Here is a 14,792-nt window from a genome sequence, read left to right on the forward strand (position 1 = left end):
CGAAACGGGAAGGTCACCCATGACTGGCAGTACACCGGACGCCGAGGGCGCGGTCCCCACCACGGAGCAGCAGCACGAGATCGACCATTACCTGCGGACTTACCGCGAGATGGCGGGCTTCGTGCCACCGCGTATCCAGGCCCGTTTCGACAGCCTGGGCCGGACGAACCCAGAGCTGTTGCTCGCGCAGGAGAAGGTCCGCAACCTCGTCACCTACACCGATGTGCTGGATCAGAAGACCGTCCAGCTGATCCTGTTCGCAGTGCTGGCGGTGCAGCTGCGGGACGCGGCGAAGATCCACGGACATGCGGCCCGGCGGGCCGGGGCGAGCTGGGAAGAGCTGCAGGCTGCGATCAACCTCGCCTACCTCTTCGGTGGGGTCTCGATCGCCAATCACGCGCCGTCCATCCTGGAGGGCGTCGCCGAGCTGGAAGCCAAGGCCATCGCCGAGGAAGGCACGGTGCGATGAGCAGCCGCCCGGAGCCGATCTACGACATCGCCCAGCTCGGCCACGCCGAGCTGCTCACGCCCCGGCTCGAGGAGTCCGTCGCGTTCTTCACCGAGGTCTACGGGCTGACCCTCGTCGGCGAGGACCCCGGTCGGGCGCACCTGCGTGCCTGGAACGACGACGTCCTGACCTCACTCACTCTGACGGGCGCCCCCGAGGCCGGTCTGGGCCACGTGGCGTGGCGGGCGACCAGCCCGCAGGCCCTCGAGCGACGCGTCGCCGCGCTGGAGAAGCACGGCGTCGAGGGCACCTGGCATGACGGCGACTTCGGCCACGGCAAGGCATACCGCTACACCGGCGTCGGCGGGCATGTCCAGGAGGTGTACTTCGAGACCGAGAAGTACGTGCCGCCGCCCGGCGAGGCGCCGGCCCTTCCGAACCAGCCGCAGCGCTTCGCCCCCAAGGGCGCCGCTGCCGCGCGCATCGACCACATCAACCTGCTGGTGCCGAACGTCGCCGAGGCGAGCCGCTTCCAGCAGGACGTCCTCGGGTTCAAGCCGCGTGAGCGGCTCGTCCCCGCCGGGGGCGACGAGGTCGGCGCTTGGCTGTCGGTCATGACGAAGGCCCACGACCTCGCGCTCACGAAAGAACTCGCCCCCACCACCGGACGGCTGCACCACCTGGCCTACGCCGTGCCCGAGACCTCGGATGTGATCCGCGCCGCCGACGTCTTCCTCGAGAACGACGTGTTCATCGAGTTCGGCCCCGCCAAGCACTCGCGCACTCAAGGTTTCTTCCTCTACGTGTACGAGCCCGGCGGCAACCGCGTCGAGGTGTTCACCGGCGGGATCCACATCTTCGCGCCGGACTTCGAGACCGTCACGTGGGACACCGAGTCGAAAGGCCGCGGCACCGCGTGGGGCCTGGGCGTGCCGGAGTCGTTCCACACCCACGCGACCCCGCCGTTCGGAGGGGCGCCCGCGTGACCGGGCTGACCGCGAGCTACGTGACGCTGCACGGGGCCGGGTTCACCGATCCCGCGCGCACTCCCTTCGCCGCGCGGGCCGCCGCTGCCGCGAGGGCGGGATTCACCGGGATCGGTGTGCAGTTCGCCGACCTCGCGGCGCACGGCGGGGTCGGTGCCGTGCGCACCGTGGCCGCCGATACCGGGCTCGCCGTCACCGAGGCCGAGTTCCTCGGTGGGTGGGCGCTCGCCGAGTCGGTCGCGGCGCCGTCGGACGCCGAGGTCACGCTCGCTGAGGCCGCGCGCGCCTGGGGGCCGCTCCGGGTCACCTCCGGCGAGTTCGCCGCCGGACCGGCCGATCCCGGACGCGCGGCCGACCGCCTCGCCGAGCTGGCTGCCCGGTTGGCCCCCCTGGGCGTCACCCTGGCGGTGGAGGCATTCGCCTGGGGCGCGCTGTGCGACTATCCCGCGGCACTCGACGTGGTCCGGCGCAGCGGGGCGCCGAACGCGGGGGTGATGATCGACATCTGGCACTGGTTCGCCACCGGTGCCGACGCCGCCGTGCTCCACGACATCGACGCCCGGGAAGTCGCCGGCGTCCAGCTCAACGACGGCCCCCGGGTCCGCCCGGACGACCCGGACATGCTGCACAAGGCCCGTTCGACCCGGTTACTGCCGGGCAGGGGTGAGCTCCCCGTCCGCGCGCTGGTCGCGGAGCTCCGCGACCTCGGCTACACCGGCCCCTGGTCGGTCGAGGTCAACGATCCGTGGTTCCGCGCCCTGCCGGTCGACGAGGCCGCCCGGCAGGCATTCGCCTCGGCCACCGCCGTTCTCAACGGCTGATCCGCGGCCCTCCGGTCGCCCCGGCGTGTCTGTCACACAATCCAGCTCGAACCTGACACAAGGAAGTGTCTCGTGTCCCATACGAAGACAACGGGCCAAACGCCCCGGAAGGCCGCGCTCGCGTCTTTCCTGGGCAGCATGGTCGAGTATTACGACTTCTTCATCTACGGATCGGCGTCGGCGCTGGTCTTCAGCCGTGTGTTCTTCCCTGACGCCGGCGCGGCCACCGGCACGCTGGCCGCGCTGGCGACCTTCGCGGTCGCCTACATCGCCCGGCCGATCGGCTCGTTCTTCCTCGGCCACTTCGGCGACCGGATCGGCCGCAAGCGCGTCCTGATCTTCACGCTGGCCACCATGGGCGGTTCGACCTTCCTGATCGGCTGTCTTCCCAGCTACTCCGTCATCGGCGTCTGGGCACCGATCCTGCTGGTGCTGTGCCGCGTGGCGCAGGGGTTCTCTGCCGCAGGCGAGCAGAGCGGCGCGAGCTCGATGACCCTCGAGCACTCTCCCGAGGGCAGGCGCGGCTACTTCACCAGCTTCACTCTCTCCGGGACCCAGGCCGGGCTGGTCGTGGCGACGCTGGCCTTCATCCCGGTCGCGGCCCTGCCGACCGAGGCCCTCTATTCCTGGGGCTGGCGGGTGCCGTTCTGGGCCAGCGCGGTGGTGTTGATCGTCGCGATGATCGTGCGTCGCACGCTGGAGGAGCCGCCCGCCTTCGAGGAGATGAAGGAGAGCCAGGAGGTCGTCAAGTTCCCGCTGATGGTCTTCATCCGCCACTACTGGGGCTCGTTCCTTCGGATCGTCGTCTGCCACCTCTACGCCACGATCTCCACCACCGTGACCGTGTTCGGCCTGGGGTACGCGGTGGAGCAGTGGAACATCTCGCGCTCCTCGATGCTGTGGACGATCGTGATCTCCAACATCGGCCAAGTCGTCACGATCCCGTTGTGGGCCAAGCTGTCGGACAAGATCGGCCGCCGCCCGGTGTTCGCCGTGGGCGCCCTGGGCTGCGCCGCGTCGGTGTTCGTCTACTTCTGGGCCATCACGACCTCGAACTGGTCACTCGTCGTGCTCGCCTCAGTCCTGCTGGGCTCGGTGTGCTACGCCGCGCCGAACGGCGTCTGGCCGTCGCTGTACGCGGAGATGTTCGATGCCCGGGTCCGCTACACCGGTTTGGCGGTCTCGACCCAGTTCGCGAACGTGCCCCAGGGCTTCCTGCCCACCATCGCCGCGCTCATGATCGGCACGGGTGCGTTCGGCTGGGTTCCGCTCGCGATCCTGCTCGCCGTGCTCTGCGTGCTTGCCGCGGCGGCGGCCTTCGCAGGCCGCGAGACCGCCCACGTGCCGTTGAAACAGCTGGGACGCACCCCGCGGACGACCGCGGCGGCCCCCGCGGCCCGCGTGACCACCACCTTGTGAGGAGCCTCCATGCGGCACGGCCGCCTGCTGATCCTGAACGGCCCGAACCTGAACATGCTCGGGACCCGTGAGCCCGCCCTCTACGGTGCCGACACCCTCGCCGACGTCGAGCGGATCACCGCGCAACGCGCGGAGGCGCTCGGATACAAAGCCGACTTCCTGCAGAGCAATTGGGAGGGCGCGCTTGTCGACCGGCTCCACGAGGCGCGCGGGGGCACGGACGGCGTCGTGATCAACCCGGGTGCGTTCACCCACACGTCCGTGGCGTTGCGTGACGCGCTGCTCGCCTCCGAACTGCTCATCGCCGAGGTGCACATCACCAACGTGCACAAGCGCGAGGAGTTCCGGCACCACTCCTACGTCTCCGACATCGCCGAGGCGGTCTTCGTCGGAGCCGGGATCCAGGGCTACGTCTACGGGGTCGAGGCGCTGGACCGTGCCCTCGTACGGAGGGACGCCCTATGAGCGCGCTGCGGACCGGCGTCACCGGAACCGGGATCTCCGTCAACCACGCCGCCGCGCTTCAGGCGGTCCCCGGTGCCGGCCTGGTGGGCGTCGACGACATCGAGCCCGTGCTCGCCTCGGCCGACTCCAAGGGGGAATCGTGACGACTCTGCTGACGGGCCTGATCGGAAGCGGGATCGGGTTCTCGCTGTCCCCCGCGATGCACGAGCGGGAGGCTGCAGTGCTCGGCCTTGAGCTGCGCTACGACCTGTGGGACCTCCACGCCCTGGGGGCCTCTCCGGGCGATGTCGGCGACCTGCTGCTGCGAGCCAGGGATGCCGGCTACCGGGGCCTCAACATCACCCATCCCTGCAAACAGCTGGTCCTCGCGCACCTGGACACCCTGTCCCCTGATGCGGCAGCGATCGGCGCGGTGAACACCGTGGTCATCGGTGAGGACGGCTTCGCGGGCCACAACACCGACTGGACCGGCTTCCGGCGCGGCCTCGTCGACGGGCTCGCGGGCGCCCCGCTGGACCGGGTCGTCCTCGTCGGCGCGGGCGGGGCGGGCGCCGCGGCAGCCTACGCGCTGCTCGACCTGGGTACTGAGCGACTCGACGTCGTCGACGCCGACCCGGACCGGGCGGCTCGCCTCGCCGCCGACCTCGACCCGCACCGGGTCCGCGGTGGCAGACTCACCGAGCTCCCGACGCTGCTCGGACACGCGCACGGGGTCGTGCACGCGACCCCGGTCGGGATGGCTGATCACCCCGGCCAGGCAGTGCCCGGCAACTGCCTGCGGCCCGACCTCTGGGTCGCCGAGATCGTGTTCCGGCCGCTCCACACCGCTCTGCTCGCGGCCGCCGCCGAGGCGGGCGCGGTCTTCCTCGACGGCGGCCGGATGAACGCCCACCAGGCCGCCGATGCCTTCCGGCTGTTTACCGGCCTGGCGCCGGATCCCTCGCGGATGTACGCCCACCTGCGCGAACTCGTCGCCCCTGAAGTTTCCCGCGCTCCGCTGAGCGGGGCGCTCCCTCCCCACCCGATCGAGAGGATGTGACGGTCCCGCCATGGGGCAGCAGAAGATCCCGGCGGCCATAGTCGGCCCCGGGAACATAGGCACCGACCTGCTGGCGAAGCTCGCCTGCAGCCAGGTGATCGACGTCCGGTATGTCGTGGGCATCGTCGAGTCCGACGGTCTGGCCCGCGCCCGCGCCCGCGGCGTCGAGGCCAGCGCGGAGGGGGTGGACTGGCTGCTCCGACAGGACCCGCTCCCCCGGATCGTGTTCGAGGCGACCTCGGCCAAGGCCCACGCCGCCAGCGCCCCGCGCTACGCGGAAGCGGGCATCCAGGCTGTCGACCTCACCCCGGCGCACCTGGGCCCCATGGTCCCCGCGCACGCCATCTCGCGCCGCTGCGGCGAGCGCGGCTACGTCGGCGGCCAGGAGGACATGATCATCGACATCGCCATCGCGCCGGCCGAGGAGCAGACCACATGACCGATACGAAGGCCAAGGCCCACGCTCTCTACGAGGCCCGGCGCACCCGTACCGCGATCCCGCCGTTCACCGACGCCGAACCCGGTCTCGGCATGGACGACGGCTACGCCATCCAGCAGGAGCTCGTGCGACTCCTGCTCGCCGACGGTGATCGGGTCGTGGGGTACAAAGTCGGGCTCACCGCTGCCCCGATGCGGAAGGCGCTCGGCATCGACACTCCCGATTACGGACCGGTTCTGGCCTCCACCCTCTACCGCGACGGGGACGCGGTCCCGCTCGACGCGTTCGTGGCACCCAAGGTCGAGGCCGAGATCGTCTTCGTTCTGGGCGACCGGCTCGAGGGCCCGGGTGTCACCGTCACCCAGGCCCGGGCCGCCATCGCGGGTGCCGTGGCCGGGATGGAGATCATCGACTCCAGGATCGCGGACTGGCGGATCGAACTCGCCGACACCGTCGCCGACCTGGCGTCGAACGGCGCCATGGCCACCTCGAGCCGCATCGTGCCTCTCGACGACGGTCCGAACGGCTGGGATCCCCGGCTGGCCGGGATGGTGCTGACCCGCAACGGCGAATTGGCCGACACGGGCGCCGGCGCCGCCGCGCTGGGAGACCCGGTCGCCGTCGTCGCGTGGCTGGCGAACACCCTGGGCGAGCACGGGGTCGCCCTGGAGCCTGGGCACCTGATTCTGACGGGCGCGCTGCACGCGGCCCTTCCCATGAACCCGGGCGACGTGTTCCGGGCCGAGTTCGACCGGCTGGGCCCGGTGACGGTGAGGATCGCATGAGCGTGAACGTAAGCGAGTTGGCCGCCCGGCTGAGCAAGGCCGTTGCGGACCGTACCGCCATCACCAAGCTGACCGACGAGTTCCCCGAACTCGACATCCCCACCGGTTATCGGGTGCAGCGCGAGCTACGGTCCGCGAGCGGACAGATCGCCGGCTGGAAGCTCGGCGTCACCTCACGTGCCAAGCAGGCCCAGGTCGGAGTGGACAGCCCGATCTACGGCTTCCTGCCGGCCACGGGGGCGGTGGACCCCGGCGAGCCACTGGACACCTCGGCGCTCATCCAGCCTCGCTGCGAGCCGGAGATCGTGTTCACTCTGGGCCGGGACCTCAAAGGCCCGCACATCACCGCGGCCGATGTCGTCGCCGCGTCGTCGGGGGTCGCCGTCGGTATCGAGGTCCTCGACTCCCGATTCGTGGACTACGGCTTCACCATGGCCGACGTCGTCGCGGACAACACCTCGGCGAGCCGGTTCGTCGTCGGGGTGCCGGTCACGACGCCCGGGGTCGACCTGCGCCTGGTGGGCGTCCTCCTGGAGAAGAACGGTGAGGTGGTCGCGACCGCGTCCGGAGCGGCGTCGCTGGGCCACCCGGCAGCCGCGGTCGCCTGGCTCGTCCGGCAGCTCGCCGCCGAGGACGAAGGTCTGGCCGCCGGGCAGATCGTGCTCTCCGGCGGACTCACCGCCGCCGTCCCGGTCAGGCCCGGGGATGTCGTCACCGCGACCATCGATCGCCTCGGCTCAGTAGAGCTGGGCTGCCGGTGACCCAACGCTGCGAGCAGCGCGAGCACGTCGCCGGGCACGGCGATGACGACGGGACGTGTCCACACGCAAAACACCCTCCTGCCCTGCGTCTCCGCAGTTCAGGAGGGTGTGTGAGCGGTAGCGGTGGGATTTGAACCCACGGAGGAGTTGCCCCCTCACGCGCTTTCGAGGCGCGCTCCTTCGGCCGCTCGGACACGCTACCGAGGGAGAGCCTAGCGGACGGGTGGCCGGGAACCGAAATCGGTTCCGGGACGGCCCGTGCGGCGGGTTCCGGGACCGGCCCGCGCGGCGGGGCTCAGGGCTTGCGGAAGAAGGCGGTGAGGGGGGCCGCGCACGCCTGAGCCAGGACGCCCGCGATGACCTCGGGACGGTGGTTGAGGCGGCGGTCGCGGACCACGTCCCAGAGGGAGCCGACCGCGCCCGCCTTCTCGTCCACGGCGCCGTAGACCAGCCGGTCCAGGCGGGACAGGACGATCGCGCCGGCGCACATCGTGCACGGCTCCAGGGTGACCACCAGGGTGCAGCCGGTCAGCCGCCAGCCGCCGAGGTGGTGGGCGGCGGCTCGGAGGGCGAGGACCTCGGCGTGGGCCGTGGGGTCGCCGTGGGCCTCGCGCTCGTTGCGGCCGCGGCCGAGTACCGAGCCGTCCGGGCCCAGCACGACGGCGCCGACCGGCACATCTCCCGTCTCGGGTGCCCGCACCGCCTCCTCCAGCGCCAGGCGCATCGGTTCGCGCCAGGGATCGCGCAGGGGGTCGGGGTCGGGGCCGGGCAGGAGGCCGGTCAGCGGATCGGTCATGACATCAGTGTGGCGGCGGTCAGCGCACCGCCTCCAGCCCCTCCATGCTGCACCCCAGCATCTCGGCGATCGATTCGAGGGCGTCCCCGTCGAGGGCCTTCAGCTCCTTCTCGTCCATGCCGAGGTCGGCCAGGATGTCGGCGTCGCCGAGCGGGCCGATCGGGACCGGGGCGTCGTCCGCGTCCTCGTCGTCCCGGTCCGGCTCGCCGTCCTCGGTGCCGTCCAGGTCGACCAGGCTGTCCAGATCGTCGTCGGGGTCCCGGCCGAGCAGCTCGTCGGTGAGCATCGAGCCGTACGAGGTGCGGGCGGCCGCTGCCGCGTCCGATACATAGATGTGCGGGTCGTCCTCGCCGTCCACGCGGACGACGCCGAACCACGCGTCTTCGTGCTCGATGAAGGCCAACACCGTGTCGTCATCCTTGGAAGCCAGACGGGCCAGTTCGATCAAGTCCGTCAGGGTTTCCACGTCATCGAGCTCTGTGTCGCTCGCTTCCCACCCTTCTGCGGTGCGCGCGAGCAATGCGGCGAAGTACACCGTGACTCTCCCACTGGTCATAGGCGTGCCGGGGGCGGGCGGGACAGTGTCCCGCCCCAATCGGAATCGTGGCAGAAACCGTCGCTTCGCGAGAGGTCTTCCACGCTGCGTCGTGCACCAGTCCAAAGAGATGTGGCTCACGCGGACGGAATCGAAACGCGCGGAAACCGTCTCCGGCGGTTCGGCGGAGGCTCACCAGGGCTCACCAGGCGAACGTCCGCATGTGTATCGCCCGGCGCATCCGGGCCGCGCGGGCCTGCCGGGGACGCACCTGGTTCCGTACCGCCCGGGCCTCGTTCAGCGCGCGCAGGAAGCGGTCGCGACGGCGGCGGCGGTCCGCGGCGGTTTCCATCGCGGTCGCGTCGGCCATGGTCACATCACTCCTCGGGGCCGAGGTGTCGCCCGGTGGGAGCCCGGGCGCTGTTGCCCACTTTCCCCCGAATCGGCGGTTTGATGCCAGTACGGCGGCAGACGGTCGAGCGCGGGGAGGCGCACGGAGGGCGTCACCGGCGGGAGCCGGGCTCGGGGGCTCGGTTAGTGTCGTTGCCATGCGGATCCACGTCGTCGACCACCCGCTGGTGGCGCACAAACTCACCACGCTGCGCGACAAGCGCACCGACTCCCCCACCTTCCGGCGGCTCGCCGACGAACTGGTGACCCTGCTCGCGTACGAGGCCACGCGCGATGTGCGCACCGAGCAGGTCGACATCGAGACCCCGGTGACGGCCACGACCGGGGTACGGCTGTCCCATCCGCGCCCCATGGTCGTGCCGATCCTGCGGGCCGGTCTCGGGATGCTCGACGGCATGGTGCGGCTGCTGCCCACCGCCGAGGTCGGCTTCCTGGGCATGATCCGCGACGAGGAGACGCTCCAGGCGTCCACCTACGCCACCCGGATGCCCGAGGACCTCTCCGGCCGTCAGGTCTACGTCCTGGACCCGATGCTCGCCACCGGCGGGACGCTGGTCGCGGCGATCAGGGAGCTGATATCGCGGGGCGCCGACGACGTGACCGCGCTGTGTCTGCTGGCGGCGCCCCAGGGCGTCGAGCTCATGGAGCGCGAGCTGGCGGGCGCGCCGGTGACGGTGGTCACCTCGTCCGTCGACGAGCGGCTCAACGAGCAGGGGTACATCGTGCCGGGGCTCGGAGACGCGGGCGACCGGATGTACGGGACCGCGGGCTGAGCCCCTCAACAGTTCGGCTGAGCCCCTCAGCAGGTCAGCGGCAGGGCGATCCGGAGGGCGCGGGCGAGGGCTTGGCCAGGGCGGCCAGCGCCTTGTCCGCGTCCTTCCGCTCGACCAGGTCCTTGAAGCCGTTGCCGATGATCAGGTCGATGTCCTTGCCGTCGCGCGCGTCGTTCTTGGTCTGGGCGTCGGCGAGCTGCGTGCCGAGCACATTGAAGGCCCCGTCACCGGCGCCGGGGGCGCCGAGCAGTATCCCGGTGGCCTTGACCTTCTTGTCGTACTGGGTCGGGGCGTTGCCCACCTTCCCGATCTTGAAGCCGCGCTTCTCCAGCTTCTTGGCGGTGTCCTTGGCGAGGCCGGAGCGCGTGGTCGCGTTGTAGACGTTGACCGTGATCTGGGAGGGCTTCGGCAGCTTCCCGCCGGTACGGCCGCCCTGACCGCCCTGGCCGCCCTGGCCGCTGTCGGACCGGCCGGACTTGGCGTTCTCGTCGGGGTGCTTGTCGCCGCGCTCGCAGTCCCCGGTGCCGTGTGCCGCGCGGACCTTCTGACCGCCGCTGTCGCCGGAGAAGACGTCGATGAGCTGAAGTGTTCCCCACCCGACCAGGCCGAGCGCCAGAACCGAGCCGAAGGCGGTGAACATCAGCCGCCGGCGGTTCCGGGGCCGGCTCATCCGCGGGTAGCGATCGCCCGTAATGCGGTACTTTCCGCCCATGCCGGGAGGGGTCAGCATGCTCATGTGCGCAGCGTAGTGCGGCCAGGTGGCGATGCCTACTAAATGATCAATGGTTGGTGCTGAGACCAACCCGAAAGGGTCAACACGGATCGGAAGTCGATCAGCCGCGATCGGTCACCGGGGGCGGGGGCGCGGTCAGCCCTCGAGCTCCAGGACGCGCGCGTGCAGCACCTGGCGCTGCTGGAGCGCGGCGCGCACCGCCCGGTGCAGCCCGTCCTCCAGATAGAGGTCGCCCTGCCATTTCACGACATGGGCGAAGAGGTCCCCGTAGAACGTGGAGTCCTCGGCGAGCAGCGTCTCCAGGTCGAGCTGCTGCTTCGTCGTGACCAACTGGTCAAGACGTACCGGGCGTGGGGCGACATCCGCCCACTGGCGGGTGGATTCCCGGCCGTGGTCGGGATAGGGCCGACCGTTTCCGATGCGCTTGAAGATCACACGGAAAGCCTACCGGGCAAGCCCCTCCCGGCGCAGCCAAGGCGCCCGAGTGCCGGGCCGGAGCCGGGGCCCGTCGCACTCGGAAAATTGGAAAAAATGCTCGAAAGGGACTAGGCGCTCACGAGGGCCCGGAGTAACGTGAATAACAGCCTGCGGGGCGAGCGAGGGAGCTCGGCCGGAGAGGCGCTCAGGACAGAGGACGTCAGTCCCCCGAGAGCGTCTCCTAGATGGCCGGGCTGAGAGGCTCGAAGGTCGGGGAGACCGGAGAGCGACCTCCAACACCTGATACGGACAATGCCGCCGAAGGGAGCCCACCTCGCAGGTTTCGTCCTGCCCGCGCACCATGGCCTCATGGCCGTTCCCCAGCGCCCGCCGGGCCCCCACGCCGCGCCGGAGCCGCGCCGCTGTCTGGTCACCGGCGCCACCGGCTATATCGGCGGCAGGCTGGTGCCCGAGCTGCTGGCCGCGGGGCATCAGGTGCGGTGTGTCGCCCGCTCGCCCGAGAAGCTGCGCGATCAGCCCTGGGCGGGGCGGGTGGAGACCGTACGCGGCGATGTGACCGACGAGGAGTCCTTGCGCGCCGCCATGGAGGGCGTGGATGTCGCGTACTACCTGGTCCACGCGCTGGGCACCGGATCCGGCTTCGAGGAGACCGACCGCCGCGCCGCCCGGATCTTCGGCGAGCGGGCCCGGGCCGCCGGGGTGCGCCGGATCATCTACCTCGGTGGGCTGACCCCGGAGGGCGTCCCCGAGCGCGCGCTCTCGCCCCATCTGCGGTCCCGGGCCGAGGTGGGCCGGGTGCTGCTGGACTCCGGGGTGCCGACGGCCGTGCTGCGGGCCGGGGTGATCATCGGCTCGGGCTCGGCCTCGTTCGAGATGCTGCGCTATCTCACCGAGCGGCTGCCGGCGATGGTGACGCCCCGCTGGGTGCGCACCCGTACCCAGCCCATCGCCGTCCGCGATGTGCTGCGGCTGCTGGTGGGCTGCGCCACGCTGCCGGACGAGGTGCACCGGGCCTTCGACATCGGCGGCCCCGACGTCCTCACCTACCGCGCCATGATGCGGCGGTACGCGCGGGTGACCGGGTTGCGGCGGCGGCTGATCGTGCCCGTGCCGGTGCTCACCCCCGGGCTGTCCAGCCTGTGGGTCGGCCTGGTCACCCCCGTACCCGGCGCCATCGCCCGCCCGCTGGTGGAGTCGCTGCGCCATGAAGTGGTCTGCGCCGAACGGGACATCACCCGCTATGTGCCGGACCCGCCGGGCGGGCCGCTCGGCGTGGACCGGGCGCTGGAGCTGGCCCTGCGGCGGATCCGCGACGCGGAGGTGGCCACCCGCTGGTCCTCCGCCGCCACCCCCGGCGCCCCCAGCGATCCGCTGCCCACCGACCCCGACTGGGCGGGCGGCAGCCTCTACCAGGACCGCCGCGAGCGCGCGGTGGACGCCTCGCCGGGGGACGTCTGGCGGGTGGTGGAGGGGATCGGCGGTGAGAACGGGTGGTACTCGCTGCCGCTCGCCTGGGCGCTGCGCGGCTGGATCGACACCCTGGTGGGCGGCGTCGGGCTGCGCCGGGGCCGCCGGGACGCGGCGCGGCTCAGGGTGGGGGACAGCCTCGACTTCTGGCGGGTGGAGGAGGTGCTGCCGCCCCGGCTGCTGCGGCTGCGGGCCGAGATGCGGCTGCCGGGCCTGGCCTGGCTGGAGATGGTGGTCGCGCCGGACGGGCGGGGCGGGGCGGTGTACCGGCAGCGGGCGCTGTTCCATCCGCGCGGCCTCGCCGGGCATCTGTACTGGTGGTCGGTCGCGCCGTGCCACGCGCTCGTCTTCGGCGGTATGGCCCGGAACATCGCCGTCCGGGCCGAGAGGGGCGGGGCCGGGACGGGCAGGGGCGGGAAGGACGCGGCCGGGACGAGAGCGTCCGCGCTCCGCGTCCGGTGAGCCCCGCCGGTCCGGTGGGCCTGAACCCCGCGGTCGGCCCCGCCGGTCCGGGGCTGCTGGACCCCACCGTCACCGGGATCCGTTCGGGGATCCGTTCGGGGCCCCCTTCGGCCGCAGCCCCTCGAAGGCGAGCGGCAGATGCCGTGGCCCGCGCAGTACCGCGTTCCGCCGGTAGGTCGGCGGATCCTCCAGCAGCCGGGGCCCGTCCAGCCGGCGGGCCAGCTCGGTCAGGGCGATCTGCGCCTCCAGCCGGGCCAGCGGGGCGCCGAAACAGCTGTGGATGCCGCTGCCGAAGCCGAGGTGCTGGTTGTCCCTGCGCTGCGGATCGAACCGGTCGGGGTCGGGGAAGCGCTGCGGATCGCGGTTGCCCGAGGCCAGCAGCAGCCAGACGGACGCCCCCCGGGGGATGGTCACGCCCGCGATGTCGATCTCCGAGAGCGGAGTGCGCTGGGGAAGCATCTGCACCGGGGGATCGAACCGCAGCAGCTCCTCCACCAGCGGGACGACCAGATGGGGATCCTTGCGCAGCCGGGTGAGCGCATCGGGGTTGCGCAGCAGGGTCAGCATCCCGTTGGTGATCAGGTTGACGGTGGTCTCGTGCCCCGCCACCAGCAGCAGCGCCGCGGTGCTCAGCAGCTCCACCTGGCTCATCCGCCCCTCCGGGCCCTCCCCGCTGACCAGGGCCGAAAGCATGTCGTCACCGGGTGCGCGGCGGCGCTTCTCGATCAGCTCGGACAGATATGTCGCCAGCTCCGTACGGGCCTGCCGGGTGATCCGCCCCCGCTCGGCGGCGTCCGCGTCCGGGTCGGGGTCCAGACTGGCGGCGAGGGTGTCGGCCCAGGCGTGGAAGCGCGGCTCGTCCTCCCGGTCCACCCCGAGCAGCCGGCAGATCACGGTCACCGGGAAGGGGTAGGAGAAGTGGTCGACGAGATCGATCCGGTCCCGCCCCTCGAAGCCGTCGATCAGCTCGCCGACGATACGGGTGAGTTCGGCGCGCATCTCGTGGAGCCGGCGCGGGGTGTGCGGCGGACCGAAGGGCGCCGTCGCGAGCCGGCGCAGCCGGTCGTGCTCGGGCGGGTCCAGCTTCAGGAAGCTGGGCGGCAGCCCCGGGTCGTCCTCCTCGGGCAGCTCGGAGGCGGCCCGGGGGTCCAGGTTGCGCGCGTCGGAGCTGAGCCGGGGGTCGTGCAGCAGACCGTGGATCTCCCAGTAGGTGGAGACGATGTACGGCCCCTCCTCGTCGTGCACCACGGGCGTCTTGCGCAGCTCGGCGTAGATCGGGTACGGGTCGGCACGGTGGGCGTAGGCGGTGATCTGCCGTACGAGCGAGCCTTGCGTCTGCGTCATGGCTGAGTGCGTTCCTTCGTCGGGGTCGTCCCCCTGCTCAGCATCGATGAGGCGGCCCGGGCCCGCGCGTACAGCCAGGCCAAAGGGGCGAACGCGCGGCGGGGGCCGGGCGAAGGGGACGGCGGGGCCGGGCGACGGGAGTGGCGGGGGCCCGGGCGAAGGGGACGGCGGGGGCCCGGGCGAAGGGGTGGCGGCCCGTCGCTCGCTACGATGGAGCGCCGCGCGCCGGGCGCGCGCGGTGGGGAAGGAGACGGTGTGACGGACCACGACCGGACCGGCGGGCCCGGCTGGCCCCGCCGCCCCCGTCGGCGTGGCCAGGGCGAACTGGAGGCGCAGGTGCTCGCGGCGCTGAGCCGGGCGCCGGGGCCGGTGACCGCCGCATGGGTGCAGGAGCGGATCGAGGGCGAGCTCGCCTACACCACGGTCATGACCATCCTGTCCCGGCTGCACGCCAAACAGGCCGTGACCCGTGAGCGCGCGGGCCGCTCCTTCGTCTGGCGGGCGGCATCGGACGAGGCGGGGCTCGCGGCGCTGCGGATGCGCCGGGTGCTGGACGGCCAGGACGACCGCGAGGCGGTCCTGGCCAGCTTTGTGACCGGGCTGACCCAGGACGACGAGCGGCTGCTGCGCGACCTGCTGAGCGACGTGGCGGAGGAGCCGGAGGACTGAC

The 14,792-nt window shown here is 71.7% G+C and carries 19 protein-coding genes and 1 tRNA gene; 13 read left to right on the forward strand and 7 right to left on the reverse strand.

Translation table 11 applies throughout. The features are described from left to right. Nucleotides 1–19: 19 nt before the first annotated feature. From ACZ6TD_RS25390 to ACZ6TD_RS25435, 10 genes are all read left to right on the forward strand, one after another. The gene (locus ACZ6TD_RS25390) at nucleotides 20–469 is read left to right on the forward strand and encodes a carboxymuconolactone decarboxylase family protein (protein WP_471341885.1); all 450 of its coding nucleotides are present in this window, start codon (nucleotides 20–22) and stop codon (nucleotides 467–469) included. After that, the gene (locus ACZ6TD_RS25395) at nucleotides 466–1,434 is read left to right on the forward strand and encodes a VOC family protein (protein WP_471341888.1); all 969 of its coding nucleotides are present in this window, start codon (nucleotides 466–468) and stop codon (nucleotides 1,432–1,434) included. Before ACZ6TD_RS25390 ends, ACZ6TD_RS25395 begins: the two co-directional genes overlap by 4 nt. After that, the gene (locus ACZ6TD_RS25400) at nucleotides 1,431–2,255 is read left to right on the forward strand and encodes a sugar phosphate isomerase/epimerase family protein (RefSeq protein WP_471341891.1); all 825 of its coding nucleotides are present in this window, start codon (nucleotides 1,431–1,433) and stop codon (nucleotides 2,253–2,255) included. The genes ACZ6TD_RS25395 and ACZ6TD_RS25400 overlap by 4 nt, the downstream gene beginning before the upstream one ends. A 138-nt stretch (nucleotides 2,256–2,393) precedes the next feature. Beyond that, on the forward strand, nucleotides 2,394–3,674 hold the full coding sequence (locus tag ACZ6TD_RS25405; RefSeq protein ID WP_471341893.1) for an MFS transporter: 1,281 nt from the start codon (nucleotides 2,394–2,396) through the stop codon (nucleotides 3,672–3,674). A 9-nt stretch (nucleotides 3,675–3,683) separates the two neighbouring features. Continuing rightward, nucleotides 3,684–4,139, forward strand: a complete 456-nt coding sequence (aroQ, locus tag ACZ6TD_RS25410) for a type II 3-dehydroquinate dehydratase (RefSeq protein WP_330815240.1) — start codon at nucleotides 3,684–3,686, stop codon at nucleotides 4,137–4,139. After that, nucleotides 4,136–4,282 carry a hypothetical protein gene (locus ACZ6TD_RS25415; protein ID WP_471341895.1) on the forward strand — a complete coding sequence of 49 codons (147 nt, stop codon included), beginning with the start codon at nucleotides 4,136–4,138 and terminating at the stop codon, nucleotides 4,280–4,282. Before aroQ ends, ACZ6TD_RS25415 begins: the two co-directional genes overlap by 4 nt. Continuing rightward, nucleotides 4,279–5,178: a shikimate dehydrogenase gene (locus tag ACZ6TD_RS25420; protein WP_471341896.1), complete on the forward strand. Its 900-nt coding sequence runs from the start codon at nucleotides 4,279–4,281 to the stop codon at nucleotides 5,176–5,178. Before ACZ6TD_RS25415 ends, ACZ6TD_RS25420 begins: the two co-directional genes overlap by 4 nt. Nucleotides 5,179–5,188: 10 nt before the next feature. Further along, a complete protein-coding gene (locus tag ACZ6TD_RS25425) occupies nucleotides 5,189–5,617 on the forward strand; it encodes a hypothetical protein (protein WP_471341898.1) in 429 nt (142 codons plus the stop codon). Beyond that, the gene (locus ACZ6TD_RS25430; RefSeq protein WP_471341899.1) at nucleotides 5,614–6,402 is read left to right on the forward strand and encodes a 2-keto-4-pentenoate hydratase; all 789 of its coding nucleotides are present in this window, start codon (nucleotides 5,614–5,616) and stop codon (nucleotides 6,400–6,402) included. Before ACZ6TD_RS25425 ends, ACZ6TD_RS25430 begins: the two co-directional genes overlap by 4 nt. Continuing rightward, nucleotides 6,399–7,163 carry a 2-keto-4-pentenoate hydratase gene (locus tag ACZ6TD_RS25435; protein WP_471341903.1) on the forward strand — a complete coding sequence of 255 codons (765 nt, stop codon included), beginning with the start codon at nucleotides 6,399–6,401 and terminating at the stop codon, nucleotides 7,161–7,163. The genes ACZ6TD_RS25430 and ACZ6TD_RS25435 overlap by 4 nt, the downstream gene beginning before the upstream one ends. A 115-nt stretch (nucleotides 7,164–7,278) precedes the next feature. Here ACZ6TD_RS25435 and ACZ6TD_RS25440 read toward each other — a convergent pair. The 4 genes from ACZ6TD_RS25440 to ACZ6TD_RS25455 form a co-directional block, all read right to left on the reverse strand. Next, nucleotides 7,279–7,365: transfer RNA gene (locus ACZ6TD_RS25440), tRNA-Ser, on the reverse strand. Nucleotides 7,366–7,458: 93 nt separating this feature from the next. Beyond that, nucleotides 7,459–7,959: a tRNA adenosine(34) deaminase TadA gene (tadA, locus tag ACZ6TD_RS25445; protein ID WP_471341904.1), complete on the reverse strand. Its 501-nt coding sequence runs from the start codon at nucleotides 7,957–7,959 to the stop codon at nucleotides 7,459–7,461. A 19-nt stretch (nucleotides 7,960–7,978) separates the two neighbouring features. Beyond that, nucleotides 7,979–8,515: a tRNA adenosine deaminase-associated protein gene (locus ACZ6TD_RS25450; RefSeq protein ID WP_165556255.1), complete on the reverse strand. Its 537-nt coding sequence runs from the start codon at nucleotides 8,513–8,515 to the stop codon at nucleotides 7,979–7,981. A 181-nt stretch (nucleotides 8,516–8,696) separates the two neighbouring features. Continuing rightward, complete coding sequence (locus tag ACZ6TD_RS25455) at nucleotides 8,697–8,864, reverse strand: hypothetical protein (RefSeq protein WP_471341907.1); 168 nt, start codon at nucleotides 8,862–8,864, stop codon at nucleotides 8,697–8,699. A 178-nt stretch (nucleotides 8,865–9,042) separates the two neighbouring features. Between ACZ6TD_RS25455 and upp the strand changes: the two genes are divergently transcribed. Then, the gene (gene upp / locus ACZ6TD_RS25460; protein WP_037956795.1) at nucleotides 9,043–9,678 is read left to right on the forward strand and encodes a uracil phosphoribosyltransferase; all 636 of its coding nucleotides are present in this window, start codon (nucleotides 9,043–9,045) and stop codon (nucleotides 9,676–9,678) included. Nucleotides 9,679–9,712: 34 nt separating this feature from the next. Here upp and ACZ6TD_RS25465 read toward each other — a convergent pair whose 3' ends face one another. Then, entirely contained in the window at nucleotides 9,713–10,414 is a 702-nt protein-coding gene (locus tag ACZ6TD_RS25465) for a LytR C-terminal domain-containing protein (RefSeq protein ID WP_471341909.1), read from the reverse strand. A gap of 132 nt (nucleotides 10,415–10,546) precedes the next feature. Continuing rightward, nucleotides 10,547–10,846 (reverse strand): type II toxin-antitoxin system VapB family antitoxin, encoded by a 300-nt coding sequence (locus ACZ6TD_RS25470; RefSeq protein WP_014061825.1) that lies wholly within the window; start codon nucleotides 10,844–10,846, stop codon nucleotides 10,547–10,549. A 351-nt stretch (nucleotides 10,847–11,197) separates the two neighbouring features. On the opposite strand from ACZ6TD_RS25470, the gene ACZ6TD_RS25475 reads away from it, so the two are divergent. Next, nucleotides 11,198–12,778, forward strand: coding sequence for an SDR family oxidoreductase (locus ACZ6TD_RS25475; protein WP_471341911.1), 1,581 nt, complete (start codon nucleotides 11,198–11,200; stop codon nucleotides 12,776–12,778). A gap of 69 nt (nucleotides 12,779–12,847) precedes the next feature. On the opposite strand, the gene ACZ6TD_RS25480 is transcribed toward ACZ6TD_RS25475, so the two are convergent. Beyond that, on the reverse strand, nucleotides 12,848–14,122 hold the full coding sequence (locus ACZ6TD_RS25480) for a cytochrome P450 (RefSeq protein ID WP_471341914.1): 1,275 nt from the start codon (nucleotides 14,120–14,122) through the stop codon (nucleotides 12,848–12,850). 255 nt (nucleotides 14,123–14,377) lie between these two features. Here ACZ6TD_RS25480 and ACZ6TD_RS25485 point away from each other — a divergent pair, with 255 nt between their 5' ends. Then, entirely contained in the window at nucleotides 14,378–14,791 is a 414-nt protein-coding gene (locus ACZ6TD_RS25485) for a BlaI/MecI/CopY family transcriptional regulator (protein WP_020870142.1), read from the forward strand. Nucleotide 14,792 lies beyond the last annotated feature (1 nt).

Source organism: Streptomyces yongxingensis (assembly GCF_055597465.1).